Raw genomic sequence first — 17,235 nt, forward strand, 5'->3', positions numbered from 1 at the left:
GCCGCGCCGAGGAGGTGGTCCGTGCCTCCCGGCCGTCGACCTGGAGGCGCGGCGTGCGTCCGTCAGGCCGATCACGTGTTCCCCTGGTCGCGCCCGCGGCCGCGGGTCGCGCGGGAGACGGAGTACAGCACGACACCGACGGCGAGCAGCAGTGCGGCGTACAGCCAGACCTGCCCGCTCTGCTGGGTGAGGAGCAGCACGCACGAGGCGACGCCGAGCACCGGGACGAACGTCCACACCCGGAAGTGCTCGTGCTCCACGCGGTCGCGGCGGAGCACGAGCACGGCGACGTTCGTGCTGATGAAGACGAACAGGAGCAGGAGCACGACGGTCTCGGCGAGCGTCCCGACGTCGCCGACGAGGGTGAGGAGCATCGCGACGACGGTCGTGGCGACGATGGCGGTCCACGGGGTCCTCCGGTTCGGCAGCACCTTCGCCAGCACGGCGGGCAGGAGCCGCTGCTCGGCCATGCCGTACGTGACGCGGCTCGCCATGATCATCGTGAGCAGGGCGCCGTTCGCGACCGCGACCAGGGCGATCAGGCTGAACACCCAGTCCGGGATCGGGACGCCCGAGGCCGACACCACGGCGAGGAGCGGACCGGACGAACCCTCCAGCTCGGACGCGGGCAGCGCGATCGAGCTCGCCAGGCCGACGAGCACGTAGACGACGCCGGCCGTCGCGAGGGCCCCGAACAGTGCCTTCGGGTAGACCCGTCGGGGTTCGCGGACCTCCTCGGCGACGTTGGCGCTCGTCTCGAAGCCGACGAAGGAGTAGTACGCGACGATCGCGGCGCTCAGCGTCGCGAGGGCGGGGTTCGCGTCGGCCGGGAACGCCCCGACGCGGCTCACGTCGCCGCCTCCGCCGCCGAGCATGACGGCCACGACGACGATCACGATGACGAGCCCCGACACCTCGATGATCGTCATGACGACGTTGCTCTTCAGCGAGTCGGAGATGCCGCGGGCGTTCAGGCAGGCGATGAGTGCCAGGAAGACGATCGCGGTGGGCACCGGCGGCAGGTCGACGAACGTGCCGAGGTAGTCGCCCGCGAACGCGAGGGACAACCCGGCGGCGCTCGTGACCCCGGCGGCGAGCATGCTGAACCCGACGAGGAACGACACGAGCGGCACCTTGTACGCCCGCTCGGCGAACACCGCGGCACCACCGGCCTTCGGGTACTTCGTCACGAGTTCGGCGTAGGACCCCGCCGTGAGGAGCGCCAGCAGCAGGGCGAGGACGAGCGGTGCCCAGAGCGCGCCGCCGACGTCCTCCGACAGCGTGCCCATGAGGGCGTAGATGCCGGCGCCGAGGACGTCGCCGAGGATGAAGAGGTAGAGGAGCGGGCCGGTGATCGCCTGGCGGAGCTTCGAGTCGCCGTGCGTGGGTGCCGCGGTGTCGCTGGCGCTGGTCATGGTGGAGCCTTCCGTCCGGGCCAGCGTGTCCGGTGCTCGGCTCGGAGGGCGTCCAGCACGTCCGCATCGCGCGGGTGGACTCTCTCCACAGATCGGCGACGCATCAGCATCCACCACCGTTCCCGGTCCTAGACTCACCTGCATGACCGCACCGGACAGGCCCACCCCCGCCCGCCTCGCGGATCAGCGCGCGCTGCTCTTCGACCTCGACGGCGTCCTCACGCCGACCGCCGAGGTGCACATGCGCGCGTGGAGCCGCCTGTTCACGCCGTACCTCGCCGCGCACGGCGTCGCGCCGTACACCGAGCAGGACTACTTCGACCACATCGACGGCAAGCCCCGCTACGACGGGGTCCGGTCGCTGCTGGCCTCGCGCGGCATCGACCTGCCGGAGGGCACCCCCGCGGACGACCCCGCCCTCGACACCGTCTGCGGGCTCGGCAACCGGAAGAACGCCGAGTTCACGGCCGAGCTGGACGAGCACGGGGTCGAGCCGTACCCGGGCTCGCACCGCTTCCTCGTCGCCGCGATCGACGCCGGGTACTCGGTCGCCGTCGTGTCGAGCTCGGCGAACGCGGTGTCGGTGCTCCGGACGGCCGGCATCCTCGAACGCTTCCCGGTGATCGTCGACGGCCTCGTCGCCCGGCAGGACGCGCTCGAGGGCAAGCCCGCGCCGGACACGTACCTCGACGCCGCGAGCCGCTTCGGTCTCACCGCTGCCGAGTGCGTGGTCGTCGAGGACGCCACGAGCGGCGTCGAGGCGGGTCGCAACGGCGGCTTCGGACTCGTGATCGGCGTGGACCGCGGGGCAGGCGCGGACGCACTGCGGGCCCACGGCGCGGACGTGGTGGTCGAGGACCTCGCCGACCTCGTCGACGACCTCCGCGCCGTCCCCACCCCGGCGGCCTGACGCGCCGCGGCCGACCCGGGCCGCGACGACACCCCGAACCTCTCCTCCCCCTCACCGGAGCAGCATGAACCCCATCACCTCGGACCCGCTCGATCGCGTCCGCTACCCGATCGACGAGTGGGCGCTCGTCGAGACCGAGTACACGCCGGACGAGCAGGGCGTCGCGGAGACGAACTTCGCGGTCGGCAACGGCTACCTGGGCCTGCGCGGCAACCTCGACGAGGGCCGTGGCGGCGTCCAGTACGGCACCTACGTCAACGGCTTCCACGAGACCTGGCCGATCCGGCACGCGGAGGACGCCTTCGGCTTCGCGAAGACCGGGCAGACGATCATCAACGCGCCCGACGCCAAGGTGATCCGGCTGTACGTCGACGACGAGCCGCTCGTCCTGGCCGAGGCGGACATCCTCCGGCACACCCGTCGCCTCGAGTTCCGTGGCGGCTACCTCTTCCGTGAGACCGAGTGGTCGACCCCGTCCGGCAAGCGGGTGCTCATCCGGTCCCGCCGGCTCGTGTCGTTCACCGATCGGCACCTCGCCGTCATCGACTACGAGGTCACCGTGCTCGACGCGGACGCCTCGATCCTGCTCTCCAGCCAGATCCTCAACCGGCAGGACGTCCAGGACGAGTACCACGCCGGCATGCGCGCGGCCGCGAACGCCTTCGACCCGCGAAAGGCCGAGGCCTTCACGGAGCGCGTGCTCGAACCGAAGCTCAAGCGCAGCACGGGTGCACGTTCGCTCCTGGGCTACCAGGCCGCGAGCTCGGGCATGACGATCTGCGTCGGCGTCGAGCACCACCTCGAGACCAACAACTCGTGGGACGAGTCGTCCTCGATCGAGGACGACCTCGCCAAGCACGTGTACCGGGTGCAGGCGAAGGCGGGGGTCCCGATCCGCCTCGTGAAGAGCATCGTCTACCACACGTCCCGCGGCGTCCCCGCGCGGGAACTCGCCGACCGCTGCGACCGCACGCTCGACCGGGCGCACGCCGAGACCGTCGACGAGGTCTTCGCCGCCCAGCGAGCGTGGATGGACGACTACTGGGCGCGGAGCGACGTCGAGATCCCGGGCAAGCCCGACATCCAGCAGGCTGTCCGTTGGAACCTCTTCATGCTCGCGCAGGCGACCGCCCGGACGGACGGCCACGGCATCGCCGCGAAGGGGGTCACGGGCTCGGGCTACGGCGGGCACTACTTCTGGGACATGGAGATCTACGTCCTGCCGTTCCTGTCCTACACGGCGCCGATCGTGGCCCGGAACGCGCTGCGGTTCCGGTACAACATGCTCGACGCCGCCCGCTCCCGCGCACGCGAGCTGAACCAGCGGGGCGCCCTGTTCCCGTGGCGCACGATCAACGGCGAGGAGTCCTCGGCCTACTACGCCGCCGGTACGGCGCAGTACCACATCGACGCGGACATCGCCCACGCGCTCATGCAGTACGTCCGGGCCTCGGGCGACACGGAGTTCCTCAAGCGCGGCGCGATCGACATCCTCGTCGAGACCGCTCGGCTGTGGGAGGACCTCGGGTTCTGGCGGTCGAACGGCGACAAGAAGTTCCACATCGACGGCGTCACCGGCCCGGACGAGTACACGACCGTCGTCGACGACAACCTGTACACGAACGTCATGGCCCGGGCGAACCTCTGGTCCGCCGTGCAGGCCTGCCGCGAACTCGCCGTGGACGACCCGGAGGAGTACGGCCGCATGGTCCGGCGCACCGGGCTCCGAGAGGACGAGATCCAGGGCTGGGAGCACGCGGCCGAGTCGATGGAGATCCCGTTCGACCCGCACCGTGGCATCCACCCGCAGGACGCCCAGTTCCTCGACAAGGAGCTCTGGGACCTCGAGAACACGCCGGAGTCGAAGCGGCCCCTGCTGCTGCACTACCACCCGCTGGTGATCTACCGGTTCCAGGTGCTCAAGCAGGCGGACGTCGTGCTCGCACTGTTCCTGCAGGGGCACGAGTTCACCGCGGCCGAGAAGCGTCGCGACTTCGACTACTACGACGCGCTCACCACCGGCGACTCGACCCTGTCCGCTGTGGTGCAGTCGATCATGGCGGCTGAGGTCGGCTACTGCGAGCTCGCGGAGCAGTACTTCCAGACAGCGCTCTACGTCGACCTCGCGGACCTGCACGGCAACACCACCGACGGCGTGCACATCGCGTCGACCGGCGGCATCTGGGGAGCACTCGTCAACGGGTTCGGCGGCATGCGCGACCACGGCGGCCGCATGACCTTCAACCCGCGGCTGCCGAGGTCCTGGGAGCGCATCACCTACCGGCTCACGGTCCACGGCACACGCGTGAAGGTCGACCTCGAGCAGGACACCCTCACGTTCACGATCGAGCACGGCGAGGGCTTCACCGTCTGGGTGCACAACCAGCAGTGGGACCTCTCCGCCGACCAGCCCACGGTCGTGCCGCTCCCGCACCAGGGCCCCCGGATGACGGGGCGGGCACCGACGACCAGCGACATCCAGGGCACGTTGCGTGCGGACGGGTCGGTCATCACGGCGTCGATCCCGACGATCTCGCTCGAGCGGCAGTTCGAGGTGGACGAGACGACGGCGTAGCGCCGGCGGTCGACCTGGAGGCCCAGGGCGCGTCCGCCGCATCGACGCGCGTCAGCGGGTGGTCGCGACCAGTTCGACCTTCATCCGTTCGGCGTCCTCGAGGAACGCCGCGTGGTGGTCCGGTCCGCCCGCGAACGGGTGGCGGTCGGCGTAGAGGTGCGCCCATCCGTGCTCGGGTGCTGCTCGCCAGAGGCGATCGACGTCCGCGACCGTGCCCGCGTGGAACGCCAGGTGGCTGAGGCCCGGTCGTCGCCGGTCGTGCGTGCCGCCCAGCGCTGAAACCTCGAGCACGACGTACGTGTCGCCCGCGATCCAGCTCTGCCCGGCGTCCCACCGCTGGTACGGCTCGTACCCGAGCTCGCCGAGCAGCCACCCCCAGGTCGGCACGGCGCGATCGAGGTCGGCGACCCGGAGCTCGACGTGGTGGAGTGCGCCACGGCCGACCCCGTCCGAGTTGCGGGTCACAGGAGCTTCCGGAGCGTGTTCGTGTTGCGCGTCGTGGTCGTGCGCTTGAACCGGGCCGCTCCCGCGCGCTTCGCGAAGACCGTGTCCGTGCTCGAACCCTTCGGGCAGGACCAGTACACGACGCCGTCATCCCGAGCGACCTGCTCCACCGAGTCGTCGAGCGCGAGATCGGCCAGCAGGTCGTCGAGGGCTGCAGACTCCGACGCGAAGACGACGTAGTCGTGTCGGTCGGGGTCGGAGGGGAAGGCGAACGCGTCGACGATGCCCGCCAGGTCGTCGTGCCGGAGCAGGATGATCCAGGCGTCGTAGCCGAACCGGTCTCGGAGGGCCCGTTCGATCGCGCTCTTCACCTGCGCCGGGCTACCGGGGGCGGTGAAGACCACGTTGCCGGACGCGAGCACGGTCCGGACGTCCTCGTGGCCGAGCCCGCGGAAGGTCTCGGCGAGATCGGCGCTCCTGATGGTGATGCCGTTCACGTTGACGCCGCGGAGCAGCGCGATCCACCTGGTCATCCCCGGACCGTAGCGCGCCGTCGCGGTCACGTCCACGTGCGGGCGACACCCCAGCCGCCGCCCTCCGGCACGATGTCGACGACGAGCGTCTCACCGTCCTCCGCGGTCGCCTGGAAGCGCCACCCGACGGTCCGCTCGGGCGCGTGCGTGATGGCGGTGGGCAGCTCGGCACGGGTGACGGTGAGGCGGGTGGGCGTGTCCGTGACCCGCCACCGTCGGCCGGACCACACCAGCCGCTGCGGGATGCCGGCGGTCCACCAGACCGTCGCGGCCGTGTCGATGATCACCACGATGACCTCCTCCTGTTCGAACGTGTGTTCGAATGGTAGGCCACGTCCGACCGTGCGGCAACGGCCGGGTGCGGTGGGCGGACGGGTGGACTCGGGTCGAGGGACGTCGACCTCCGAGACGCCGCAGCAGCGGTCCGGTAGACGAGAGGCATGACGGACGAGCGACACGACGACCAGGGCCCCGACGACCAGGGCCCCGACGACCAGGGACCCGACGCAGCGCACCAGGTGCCCGAGGGGGTGTCCGAGGCGACCGTCGAGGCACTCGGCACGCTGTCCGCAGCGCTCGAGGTGATCGAGCACGCGCGGGGTCTGCTGTACGGCTTCCACCGCCTCACGGGCAAGGCCGACCTCGACCTCGGCGACGCCGTCGAGCAGCTCCGGAAGGCGGGCCACACGGACCTCGCGGACCGCATCGACACCGAGCTGGTCGGCCGGAACGTCATCGCAGGCCGGTGGACCTTCCAGATCATGGAGGACTACGACGACGGCTACTACGCGCTCGCCAAGGAACTCGAGCGGACCGCCCGCGACCAGCTCGTCGACGGGAAGCGCCACCTGTTCGAGGCGGGCATGAAGGAGGACCGGCGCACGCAGGGGCGACGCCACCACGAGGCACGACCGTCCGACCTGCCGGACTGACACCGCGCCTCCAGGCCGGAGCGGCGCAGCGCCGGAGCCCCGGAGCGCCGGAGCGCCGGTCGCCGAGCGACCAGCGCCGCACAACCGAAATCACCCCGAACCACGGCGATCCGTGGTTCGGGGTGACTTCGGTTGTGCGGGAGCCAGACGCGCCGCGCAGTGCGCAGCGGACGCGGACGCGGACGCGGGCGCGCGTCAGCCGACGCCGAGCAGTGCCTCCAGCGGGCCCCGCGCGAAGTACAGCAGGAAGCCGAACGCGACGACGTACAGCAGCCACGAGACCTCGCGACCGCGGCCGGACAGCAGCTTGATGAGCACCCAGCTGATGAAGCCCGCGCCGATGCCGTTCGCGATCGAGTAGGTCAGCGGCATGACGACGATCGTGAGGAACGCCGGCAGCGCCGACCCGAAGTCCGTCCACGAGATGTCGGCCACCTGCGCGACCATGAGCGCGCCGACGACGACGAGTCCGGCTGCGGCGACCTCGAGCGGGACGACCTGCGTCAGCGGCGTGAGGAACATCGACGCCAGGAACAGCACGCCGGTCACGACCGAGGCCATGCCCGTGCGGGCGCCCTCGCCGATGCCGGACGCCGAGTCGATGAACACCGTGTTCGACGACACCGAGGCGCCACCACCGGCGATCGCCCCGACGCCCTCGACGACGAGCGCCGACTTGAGCCGCGGGAAGGTGCCGTCGGGGTGCGCGACACCGGCGGCCTTCGCGAGCCCGGTCATCGTGCCCATCGCGTCGAAGAAGTTCGTGAAGACGAGGGTGAAGACGAGCATCGACGCCGCGAGCGGCCCGATCCGGCTGAAGGCACCGAAGTCGAAGTGCCCGACGAGCGACAGGTCGGGCACGGCGAACAGCGCGGACGGCAGTCCGGGGGCGTTGAGGTTCCAGCCGGTCTTCGAGTCGACCGAGGTCGGGACCTGGAAGATCGCCTGCAGGATGATCGCGATGATCGTCGTCGCCACGATGCCGATGAGCAGGGCGCCCTTGACCTTGCGGGCCATGAGCGTGCCGATGATGACCAGGCCGATGAGGAACACGATCGTCGGGAGCGCCCCGACGGACCCGTCCTCACCGAGCTGCAGCGGCGGCGACGCGATCCCGGAGGACCGGACGAAACCGGAGTCGACGAGGCCGATGAACGCGATGAACAAGCCGATGCCGACCGTGATCGCGGCCTTGAGCTGCGCCGGGACGGCCGTGAAGATCATCGTCCGGATGCCCGTCAGTGCGAGGACCACGATGATGACGCCGTTGATGACGACGAGCCCCATGGCCTCGGCCCAGGTGACCTGGTGCACGACGCTCACGGCGAGGAACGAGTTGATGCCGAGCCCGGCCGCGATGCCGAACGGCAGGTTCGCGATCACGCCCATGGCGATGGTCATCAGTCCGGCGACGAGGCCGGTGGCCGCCGCGACCTGCGCGTTCTGCAACCAGCCGCCGTCGACGTCCTTGGCGGCCTGAGCAGCACTGAACCCACCGAGGATGAGCGGGTTGAGGATGACGATGTAGGCCATCGTCACGAAGGAGACGAGACCACCACGGATCTCTCGGGGGATCGTCGACCCGCGGCTCGTGATCGAGAAGTAGCGGTCGAGGCCGGATGCGAAGCGGTTCCGGGGCGGCGTTTCGGTCTGCTGGGCGCTCACCGGACGAGTTTACAGAACGCTGGGAGCGCGGCGCGTCGCGCCGGTCGTCGGCAGGGAGGCTCGGCACGCCTCCGCGGGGTACGCCACCTCGTGCGCCCGCTCGCGTTCTGCGGCCAGTGACGGTGTTGGATGAGGACGTGAACGAACGACTGGACCGTGCGCGGATCGAGGGCGCCGTGCGCGAGCTCCTCCTCGCCGTCGGCGACGACCCCGACCGCCCCGAGCTCGCCCGGACCCCCGGGCGCGTGGCGGCCTCCTACGCGGAGTTCTTCTCCGGCATCGGGACCGACGCGGTCGCGATCGCGCGGGACGGCGTCGTGCACGCCGAGGACGGCGACCGCGGTCAGCTCGTCATCGTCCGCGACGTGAAGTTCCGGTCGATGTGCGAGCACCACCTGCTGCCGTTCATCGGCGTCGCGCACCTCGCGTACGCGCCCGGGGACCAGCTCATCGGGCTCGGCACACTGTCGCGGGTCCTCGACGCCGTGGCCTCCCGCCCGCAGCTGCAGGAGCGACTGGGCGAGCAGGTCGCCGCCACGGTCGCCGAGGGCCTGGACGCCACGGGGGTGCTCGTGGTCCTCGACGCCCAGCACCAGTGCGTCACCACGCGCGGCGAACGACAGACCGGCTCGACGACGGTCACGGTCGCCGCCACCGGGACCCTCGCCACGCCGGCCGGACGCGCCGAGGCGATCGCCCTCATCGGCGCGGGGGTCGGGACGGCGGGCGGCCCGACCGCCGGGGCCGACCACCGAGCTGACCACGGGGCGGACGCATGACGACCGAGCAGCGCGATCCGAGCCTCCAGATCCGGGCGACCGGACCCGGCTGGGTGGTCCCCGACCTGCGCGACCCGGTCCGCACCATCGGCCGCCGCACGTTCGACTTCGACCACCGCGTCGCCGTGATGGCGATCGTGAACCGCACGCCGGACTCGTTCCACGACCAAGGTGCGACGTTCGCGCTCGACCAGGCCGTCGCCGCCGCCGTCCGCGCCGCCGAGCAGGGCGCCGACTGGGTCGACATCGGCGGCGTGAAGTTCGCGCCGGGGCCGGAACTCTCCGCCGCCGACGAGCTCGACCGCGTCCTGCCGGTCGTGTCGCAGCTCGCGCAGGAGTCCGACGTCGTCATCTCGGTCGACACCTTCCGACCCGAGGTCGCAGCGGCCACGATCGCCGCCGGCGCCAGCGTCGTCAACGACACCACCGGGCTGTCGGACCCGCGGATGGCCGCGGTCGTCGCCGACTCCGACGCGACGATCGTCATCACGCACTCGACCGCCCCGCCGCGGCAGCACCTGCCCGAGCCACCCCACTACGACGACATCGGCCGCGAGGTCGTGGACTTCCTGCGCGAACGGGTCGACCGGGCCCTCGCCGCGGGCATCCCCGAGTCGCGGATCATCGTCGACCCGGGCCACGACCTCAACAAGAACACCGTGCACACCCTCGAGCTCACGCGACGGCTGCCCGAGGTCGTGGAGCTCGGGTACCCGGTGCTCGCGGCCGTGTCGAACAAGGACTTCGTGGGGGAGTCGCTCGGTCGACCGCGTGGCCAGCGACTCTCCGGTTCGCTCGCGGCGGCCACCGTCAGCGCGATGCTCGGCGCCCGCATCGTCCGGATGCACGACGTCGTCGAGAGCGTCGACGCGATGCGCATGGTCGAGGCGGTCCTCGGCTGGCGCGAACCCGTGGAAGCGAGGCACAACACGTGAACGTCCTGCCCCGGTCCGTCGCCGACCTCACCGACGACGAGCTCCTCGCGCTCTACGCCGACGGCGTCCCCGACGGTCCCTGGCTGCGCGTGAACTTCGTCACGACGCTCGACGGGTCGGCCTCTGCCGGTGGTCGGACGGCGGACCTCGGCGGCGACGACGACCTCCGCGTGTTCGACCTCCTGCGCCGCACGGCCGACGTGGTGCTCGTGGCTGCCGGCACCGTCCGTGACGAGGAGTACGGGCCGATGGTCCTGCACGACGCCGACGTCGAATGGCGTCGCGAGCACGGGATGTCGGACCACCCCGTGTTCGCGATCGTCACCGGGTCGGCGGGCCTCGACCCGTCGTCGCGGGTGTTCACCGCGGCGCCGGTGCGGCCGATCGTGCTGACCTCGACGTCCGGCGCGGCATCGGACCGGGGTCGGGCGCTGGCCGAGGTCGCCGACGTCGTGGCGTGCGGCGACGACTCCGTGGACGTGGCCGCCGTCGTGAGGGCACTGGGCGACCGCGGACTCGACCGGATCCACTGCGAGGGCGGGCCGTCGTTCTTCGGGGCCCTCATCGCGGCGGACCGGGTGGACGAGCTGACCCTCACGGTGGACCCGTCGCTCGAGGGCGGGGAGGGACCGCGGATCGCGACGGGGTCGTCGCCCGAGCTGCGGCGGATGCGTCCCGCACACGTCCTCCTCGGCGCCGACGGTGTGCTCCTGACGCGGTACGTGCGCTCCTGACGCACTGCTCGCTGGCGTCGGTGCCCGACGCGGGCCGAGTCTCGTGCTGGCGGACGAGTCTCGTGCGCACGGACACGAGACTCGTCCGCCGGCCCGAGTCTCGTGGCGCCGGCCCCGAGCAGCGCGCCGGTAGGGTCGGCGGTGTGATCGACGTCGTGGTGTCCGGGGTCCTGTTCGACATGGACGGGACGCTCGTCGACTCGACCGCGGTGGTCGAGGCAGCGTGGACGCGGTTCGGCGAGGAGCACGGGCTCGACCCGGTCGAGATCCTCGGCTTCTCGCACGGCCGCCAGACGATCGACACGATCCAGCGCTTCCTGCCGGACCTGCCCCGGGACGAGCAGCAGGTGATCGTCGACACCATGATCGCCGCGGAGATCGACTACGTCCACGGGATCGTCGAGGTCCCCGGCGCCGGCGCGTTCGTCCGGCGCCTGCAGGACCTCGGCGTGCCGGTCGCCCTCGTGACGAGCGCGCCGCGCGAGCTCGCCGTGAAGCGCATGATCGCCGCGGGCGTCCCCGTGCCCGACGCCCTCGTGCCGTCGGAGGACGCCCAGCGGAGCAAGCCGCACCCCGAGGGCTACCTCCGCGGGGCCGAGCTGCTCGGCGTGCCGGCCGAGTCGTGCCTCGCGTTCGAGGACGCCCCAGCCGGGGTCGAGGCAGCGCTCGCCTCCGGAGCGGCCACGGTCGTCGTCGGCACCCTCGAGGCCGACGTCACCGCGGGCCTGCCGCGCATCGCGGGGTACGACGGCCTGACCGTCGAGCGTGAAGGGTCCGGTTTCCGCATCCGCGGCTGAGCGGGCGTCCCCGAAGCTGGACGGGGCCTGCCGACTGCGAGCGCGTCCAGCCCCACCCGACGACCGTGGTCCCCGGCGGCCGGAACCACCGGGCCGCGGAAGGAGTGACCATGGCAGCCCTCGACGGCAAGAAGATCCTCGTCATCGCGACGAACTACGGCGTGGAGCAGGACGAGATCGTCGTCCCCACCGAGCAGCTCCGCGAGCGGGGTGCGGACGTGACCGTCGCAGCGCAGGAGTCCGGCTCGATCCAGACCCTCGTCGGCGACAAGGACCCGGGCAAGTCGGTCGACACCGACACCACCATCGGGAGTGTCAGCGGCGCGGGAGACTACGACGCTCTGGTCGTCCCCGGCGGCACGATCAACGCGGACACCATCCGCCAGGACTCCGACGCGGTCGCGCTCGTGCAGTCCTTCGCAGAGGCCGGCAAGCCGATCGCGGCGATCTGCCACGGCCCGTGGACCCTCATCGAGGCCGGGGTCGTCTCCGGCAAGACGCTCACGTCGTTCCCGTCGCTGCAGACCGACGTCCGGAACGCCGGTGGTGAGTGGGTCGACCAGGAGGTCCAGGTCGACGGCGGCCTGATCACGTCCCGCAACCCGGACGACCTGCCGGCGTTCGTCGACGCGATCGAGCACGCCCTCACGGCGTAGGCCGCGCGCCCGAGACTCGGCTCGGCGGACACTGCGCGGCCTCCGGGAGCGCGGAACAGTCCGCGGGGCCGAGTCTCGGCGCGACACGTGACGCGCTCAGTACAGCGACACGACCCCGGGCTGCTCAGGCCGACGGGACCGGCACGGCGGTCCACAGCGTCGCGGGTCCGACGGTGAGCACCCCGTCGGACTCCGGGTCGCACCGGACCCCGGCCCGTCCCCGCATCGCCCGGAACGCCCCCGCAGCCACCTCGTGGTCCATCCACGCGCACGGGTTCGCCGGGCGGTACCCGCGGAACCGCACGAGCCCCTGCCCGGAGTCGAGTGCGAACGGCTGCCCACGGAGCGCCTCCACGTCGGCACCGCGGAGGAACACGTTCCGCCGGGTCGCGACCGGGTCGACGACCGCACCGAGGGAACGCGCCACGTCGTCGAGACCTTCGAGGCCCACCACCGTGACGCTCGCGTGCACGTGGGCCCGTGCGGCGAAGTAGCGGTCGCCGACGATGCCGAGCCCCGCGCGCAGCTCGACGCGGTCCCGGAGCTCCGGCGTCGACGGGTCGGCCGGCAGCGCGCCGTCTGCCGGACGCCCTTCGTACCGGTGTCGGGGTGACGCGAGCAGCAGCGCGACCACGACGGCGGTGCGGCAGGGCAGCCCGTCGGGCGCGACCAGGTCGTCGGCGGAGGTCATGCGGCCAACGCTAGCCGCGCCTCCCGGCCGACGCTGCCGTGTCCGATTCCCGCCAGTCGATGTCGGTGAGCCGTGCGACGCTGGACGCATGTCCACCACCGCAGCCGACACGCTGCACGCCGAGCGGTACCGCGCCGTCGCCTCGCGCGACGCGCGCTTCGACGGCCAGTTCGTCACCGCCGTGCACTCCACCGGCATCTACTGCCGCCCGTCGTGCCCCGCGCGCACCCCGCGCGAGACCGGCGTCACGTTCTTCCGGACCAGCGCCGCCGCGCACCTCGCGGGCTTCCGCGCCTGCAAGCGCTGCCTGCCCGAAGCGACCCCCGGCAGCCCCGAGTGGGACCTCCGCGAGGACGTCGCCGGCCGCGCCATGCGCCTCGTCCTCGACGGCGTCGTCGAGCGCGAGGGCGTGCCCGGCCTCGCCGCCCGCGTCGGCTACTCCGAGCGGCAGCTCGGTCGGATCATGACCGCCGAGCTCGGCGCCGGACCGAAGGCGCTCAGCCGCGCACACCGGGCGCAGACCGCCCGGACGCTCCTCACCTCGTCGGACCTGCCGATCGCCGACGTCGCGTTCGCGGCCGGCTTCGCGAGCGTCCGCCAGTTCAACGACACCGTCCGCGAGGTCTTCGCGGTCACGCCGTCCGAGCTCCGCGCCCGGCGCACCCTGCGACCGGTCGCCGACGGCACGCTGCACGTCCACCTGCCGGCCCGCGCGCCGTTCGACGTGCAGGGCCTCCTCGAGTGGCACGCGCTGCACGCGCTGCCCGGCACCGAGCAGGTGGACGTCGACCCCGACGGTCGGGTCACCGCGTACGGACGGCTGGTGACCCTGCCGGGAGGCACGGGCTGGTTCCGCGCCACGGCCGCCGCCGGGCGCGCGGTCGGCATCGACCTGCAGGTGCGGGTCGAGGACCTCTCCGACCTCCCCACGCTGGTCGCGCGCGTGCGTGCGCTGTTCGACCTCGACGCCGACCCGACCGCGGTCGACGCGGTCCTCGCCACCCTGCCGGAGCTCGCGCCGGCGGTGGAACGTCTACCGGGCATCCGGCTCCCCGGCACCGTGGACGCGCACGAGGTCCTGATCCGCACGCTCATCGGGCAGCAGGTCTCGGTCGCAGCGGCACGCACGGCGCAGACCCGGCTCGTCGCGGCCCTCGGTGCGTCGGCGCCGGAGTCGGTGCTCCCCGGCGGGCGGCTCTTCCCCACGGCGGACGTGATCGCCGAGCGGGGCGGGACGGTGCTCCGCGGCCCGGGCGCCCGCGTGCAGACGATCCTCCGCGTCGCCGCTGCGCTCGCCGACGGGTCGCTCGTGGTCGACGCCGGGCAGTCGGTGCACGAGCTGCGCGCCGGGCTCCTCGCCGTGAAGGGCATCGGGCCGTGGACGGCGGACTACGTCGCACTCCGCGTGCGCCACCACCCCGACGTGTTCCTGCACAGCGACCTCGCGGTGCGCAACGGTGCACAGGAGCACGGGTTGCCCGGTGCCGTGCGCGAGCTCTCCCTACGGTCGGAGCAGGTGGCGCCGTGGCGGAGCTACCTGACGATGCACTGCTGGCGACCGATCGTCGACCGCGCGATGGCGACGACCGGGGTCGGCCACATGACGACCGCGGCTGCTGCCGCCCGGAAGGACGAACGATGACCGACGCGACCATCCAGACGCTGGACACCCCAGACGGACCCTTCACCGTGCTCGAAGACCCCGACGGGCGGGTCCTCGCCTCGGGCTGGACCGACTCCGTCGAGCGGATCCTCGGTCGACTCGCCGAGCGGAACCGGCCCGAGCGGGTGGTCGACGGGCGGGTCGCCTCCGCCGATGCCGTCGACGCGTTCTACGCGGGCGAGGTCGAGCACGCGATGCAGGTGCCGGTCCGGCAGTCCGGTACCGAGCTCTTCACCGAGGGGTGGCGGCAGCTCCGGCTCATCCCGGCCGGCGTCGTCCTGACGTACCGGGAGTTCGCCGCGGCGATGGGGCGGCCCGATGCGGTCCGTGCCGCCGCGAGCGTGTGCGCGCGGAACGCCCCGGCGCTCTTCGTGCCGTGCCACCGGGTGCTCCGGAGCGACGGGACCCTCGGCGGGTTCGCATGGGGACTCGACGTCAAACGGTCCCTGCTCGAGCGGGAGTCGGTCGGGAGGACGGCGCTCGTCTGAGGGCTGCGGCCGACCCGTCCTCCCCCTGGTTGCGGGTGTTGGCGGGCGCTCGGAGCCCTGCCATGCTCGACAGGACCTCACGCACGGTCCGTCCCGAGGACCCGGCGAACCGCCGTCGCACGACCCTCGAGGACCGCATGGACCCACACGCTCCCCCGCCCGCCGTCGACCGGACGGTCCACTCCGCCGACGGCACCGCGCTCGCCGTGACCGAGGCCGGCGCCGGCACCACGCTCGTCGTGGTCGGTGGCGCCTTCGACCACCGGGGCACGCCCTACCTCGAACGGCTCGTCGCGGCGCTCGCCGACCGGTACCGCGTCGTCACGTACGACCGACGCGGCCGAGGGGCTTCCGGGGACACCGAGCCGTGGGCGATCGAGCGCGAGGTCGAGGACCTGCTCGCCGTGGTGGAGTCGGTACCCGGTCCCGTCGCGGCCTTCGGTGCCTGCGTCGGCGCGGGGGTGCTGCTGCACGGACTCGCGGCCGGCGTCCCGATCACCAGCGCGGTCCTCTTCGAACCGCCGTTCCGGGCGAGCATCGAGCACCACGTGGACGACGTCGTGTTCGCGGACCTGCTCGACGAGCACGTCGCGGTGGGGCGACGCTCCCAGACGGTCCGGGCGTTCCTCGCACACGTCCTCGGTGTCCCGATGGGGCAGGTCGCACTGCTCCGGCTCCGACCGGCGGTGTGGTCGGCCCTGCTCGGCGACGCACACGTCCTGCCGCGCGACGTCCGGGTGCTCAACGGCCTCGTCATCCCCGAGCGCGTCGCCGCGGCCGTGGGGGTGCCGGTGCTCGTCGCGAGCGGGGACGTCGGTCCGGAGTTCATGGGGCAGGCGGCACGGGCGCTCGCCGACGCGATCCCGGGGGCGTCCCACGTGCAGCTCGCCGGGCAGTGGCACCGGCCGGAGCCCGCGGTGGTCCGGCGGACGGTCGACCGGTTCGTGGGGAGTGCGCAGGCTGCCAAGATGGACGAGTGACCGCACCCCGTCTCGGACTCCTGCTCGACGTCGACGGCCCCGTCGCCAGCCCGGTGACCCGGACCATCGCGATCCCGAGCATCGTGGAGGACCTCGTCGCCCTCGCCGCCGAGGGGATCCCGATCGTCTTCAACACCGGCCGGAGCGACGCCTTCATCCGCGCCGAGGTCGTGGCACCGCTGCTCGCCGGCGGCCTGACCGAGGGCACCCGCGTGCACGCCGTCTGCGAGAAGGGCGCCGTGTGGTGCTCCATCGGCCCGCAGTACGAGGGCGGAATGGGCGAGCTCACGGTGGCCGACGACCTCGCGCTGCCGAGCGACTACGCCGACGAGATGCGCGAGCTGGTCCGGACGGAGTACGCCGACCTGGTCTTCTTCGACGAGACGAAGCGCGCCATGGTGTCGATCGAGCAGCGCGTCGACGTGCCCAACGCCACGTACCTCGCACGCCAGGCCGAGTTCGACGCGAAGGCGATGGCCGCGCTCGTCCGGCGGGGGCTCGGCGTCCGTCGGCTCGACGACGTCCACCCGGCAGCGGACGGCAGCGTCGCGTGGCGGGTCGACCCGACGATCATCTCGACCGACGTCGAGTCGGACCGGAGCGGCAAGGACCTCGGTGCCGAGCGCTCCCTGGAGCTCCTCGCGGCCGACGGCGAGCTGCCGACCGCCTGGCGCACGATGGGCGACTCCCGGAGCGACTACGCGATGGCGGACTGGCTGCACGCGAACGGCCACGACGTCGCGCACGTGGACGTCCGTCCGGCCGACGGGGTGCCGGCGACGCCGTACCCGGTGCTCACCGCTCCCGAGGGCGTCATCCACGACGAGGCCGGCGCCCGCTTCCTGCGCGACTGGACCCGCGCGGCCTGACGCGGGCCGCCTGCCCGGCCGGCAGCGGCGGAACCAGGTTCTGGACACAGCACCGCGCCGTTCCGGGGTTCCGTGTCCGGAACCTGGTTCCGGCCCCCCCCGACCCCGGACGCGGCCCGACGCGGGGCGACTCGCGCCTCCCGGCCGAGCCCTTGCACACGAGACCGTC

18 protein-coding genes are annotated in these 17,235 nt (G+C 72.4%); 12 read left to right on the top strand and 6 right to left on the bottom strand.

What is annotated here, in order from left to right; all coding sequences use genetic code 11:
- Positions 1-71 precede the first annotated feature (71 nt).
- Positions 72-1,415, bottom strand: a complete 1,344-nt coding sequence (locus NS184_RS09155; protein WP_058725810.1) for an APC family permease — start codon at positions 1,413-1,415, stop codon at positions 72-74.
- Positions 1,416-1,557: 142 nt separating this feature from the next.
- Here NS184_RS09155 and NS184_RS09160 point away from each other — a divergent pair, with 142 nt between their 5' ends.
- Together NS184_RS09160 and NS184_RS09165 are read left to right on the top strand one after the other, a co-directional pair.
- Positions 1,558-2,325 (top strand): HAD family hydrolase, encoded by a 768-nt coding sequence (locus NS184_RS09160; RefSeq protein ID WP_058725811.1) that lies wholly within the window; start codon positions 1,558-1,560, stop codon positions 2,323-2,325.
- 64 nt (positions 2,326-2,389) lie between these two features.
- Positions 2,390-4,900 (top strand): glycoside hydrolase family 65 protein, encoded by a 2,511-nt coding sequence (locus NS184_RS09165; protein ID WP_058725812.1) that lies wholly within the window; start codon positions 2,390-2,392, stop codon positions 4,898-4,900.
- A 51-nt stretch (positions 4,901-4,951) separates the two neighbouring features.
- Here the strand turns inward: NS184_RS09165 and NS184_RS09170 are convergent, their stop codons facing one another.
- The 3 genes from NS184_RS09170 to NS184_RS09180 are packed head-to-tail and all read right to left on the bottom strand — an operon-like array spanning position 4,952 to position 6,167.
- On the bottom strand, positions 4,952-5,365 hold the full coding sequence (locus NS184_RS09170; protein WP_058725813.1) for a VOC family protein: 414 nt from the start codon (positions 5,363-5,365) through the stop codon (positions 4,952-4,954).
- The gene (locus tag NS184_RS09175; protein ID WP_058725839.1) at positions 5,362-5,877 is read right to left on the bottom strand and encodes a DUF1697 domain-containing protein; all 516 of its coding nucleotides are present in this window, start codon (positions 5,875-5,877) and stop codon (positions 5,362-5,364) included. The genes NS184_RS09170 and NS184_RS09175 overlap by 4 nt, the downstream gene beginning before the upstream one ends.
- Positions 5,878-5,903: 26 nt before the next feature.
- Positions 5,904-6,167, bottom strand: coding sequence for a hypothetical protein (locus NS184_RS09180; protein ID WP_058725814.1), 264 nt, complete (start codon positions 6,165-6,167; stop codon positions 5,904-5,906).
- A 150-nt stretch (positions 6,168-6,317) separates the two neighbouring features.
- On the opposite strand from NS184_RS09180, the gene NS184_RS09185 reads away from it, so the two are divergent.
- Positions 6,318-6,809, top strand: a complete 492-nt coding sequence (locus NS184_RS09185) for a hypothetical protein (protein WP_058725815.1) — start codon at positions 6,318-6,320, stop codon at positions 6,807-6,809.
- A gap of 195 nt (positions 6,810-7,004) precedes the next feature.
- On the opposite strand, the gene NS184_RS09190 is transcribed toward NS184_RS09185, so the two are convergent.
- A complete protein-coding gene (locus tag NS184_RS09190) occupies positions 7,005-8,474 on the bottom strand; it encodes an NCS2 family permease (protein WP_058725816.1) in 1,470 nt (489 codons plus the stop codon).
- A gap of 137 nt (positions 8,475-8,611) precedes the next feature.
- Here NS184_RS09190 and folE point away from each other — a divergent pair, with 137 nt between their 5' ends.
- The 5 genes from folE to NS184_RS09215 all read left to right on the top strand — a co-directional run bounded on the left by folE (position 8,612) and on the right by NS184_RS09215 (position 12,375).
- Positions 8,612-9,253 (top strand): GTP cyclohydrolase I, encoded by a 642-nt coding sequence (gene folE / locus NS184_RS09195; RefSeq protein WP_242863012.1) that lies wholly within the window; start codon positions 8,612-8,614, stop codon positions 9,251-9,253.
- The gene (folP, locus tag NS184_RS09200) at positions 9,250-10,188 is read left to right on the top strand and encodes a dihydropteroate synthase (protein WP_058725817.1); all 939 of its coding nucleotides are present in this window, start codon (positions 9,250-9,252) and stop codon (positions 10,186-10,188) included. Before folE ends, folP begins: the two co-directional genes overlap by 4 nt.
- Entirely contained in the window at positions 10,185-10,922 is a 738-nt protein-coding gene (locus NS184_RS09205; RefSeq protein WP_242863013.1) for a pyrimidine reductase family protein, read from the top strand. The genes folP and NS184_RS09205 overlap by 4 nt, the downstream gene beginning before the upstream one ends.
- 143 nt (positions 10,923-11,065) lie before the next feature.
- On the top strand, positions 11,066-11,719 hold the full coding sequence (locus NS184_RS09210; RefSeq protein ID WP_083513578.1) for an HAD-IA family hydrolase: 654 nt from the start codon (positions 11,066-11,068) through the stop codon (positions 11,717-11,719).
- 110 nt (positions 11,720-11,829) lie between these two features.
- Positions 11,830-12,375, top strand: coding sequence for a type 1 glutamine amidotransferase domain-containing protein (locus NS184_RS09215; RefSeq protein WP_058725819.1), 546 nt, complete (start codon positions 11,830-11,832; stop codon positions 12,373-12,375).
- A 124-nt stretch (positions 12,376-12,499) separates the two neighbouring features.
- Here NS184_RS09215 and NS184_RS09220 read toward each other — a convergent pair whose 3' ends face one another.
- Positions 12,500-13,066, bottom strand: coding sequence for a molybdenum cofactor biosysynthesis protein (locus tag NS184_RS09220; RefSeq protein WP_058725820.1), 567 nt, complete (start codon positions 13,064-13,066; stop codon positions 12,500-12,502).
- A gap of 88 nt (positions 13,067-13,154) precedes the next feature.
- On the opposite strand from NS184_RS09220, the gene NS184_RS09225 reads away from it, so the two are divergent.
- The 4 genes from NS184_RS09225 to NS184_RS09240 all read left to right on the top strand — a co-directional run bounded on the left by NS184_RS09225 (position 13,155) and on the right by NS184_RS09240 (position 17,066).
- Positions 13,155-14,708, top strand: coding sequence for an AlkA N-terminal domain-containing protein (locus tag NS184_RS09225; RefSeq protein WP_058725821.1), 1,554 nt, complete (start codon positions 13,155-13,157; stop codon positions 14,706-14,708).
- The gene (locus NS184_RS09230) at positions 14,705-15,217 is read left to right on the top strand and encodes a methylated-DNA--[protein]-cysteine S-methyltransferase (RefSeq protein WP_058725822.1); all 513 of its coding nucleotides are present in this window, start codon (positions 14,705-14,707) and stop codon (positions 15,215-15,217) included. Before NS184_RS09225 ends, NS184_RS09230 begins: the two co-directional genes overlap by 4 nt.
- A gap of 62 nt (positions 15,218-15,279) precedes the next feature.
- On the top strand, positions 15,280-16,197 hold the full coding sequence (locus tag NS184_RS09235; protein ID WP_058725823.1) for an alpha/beta fold hydrolase: 918 nt from the start codon (positions 15,280-15,282) through the stop codon (positions 16,195-16,197).
- Positions 16,194-17,066, top strand: a complete 873-nt coding sequence (locus NS184_RS09240; protein ID WP_058725824.1) for a hypothetical protein — start codon at positions 16,194-16,196, stop codon at positions 17,064-17,066. Before NS184_RS09235 ends, NS184_RS09240 begins: the two co-directional genes overlap by 4 nt.
- Positions 17,067-17,235: the final 169 nt, after the last annotated feature.

It is taken from the genome of Curtobacterium luteum (assembly GCF_001475545.1).
GTDB lineage: Bacteria > Actinomycetota > Actinomycetes > Actinomycetales > Microbacteriaceae > Curtobacterium > Curtobacterium luteum_A.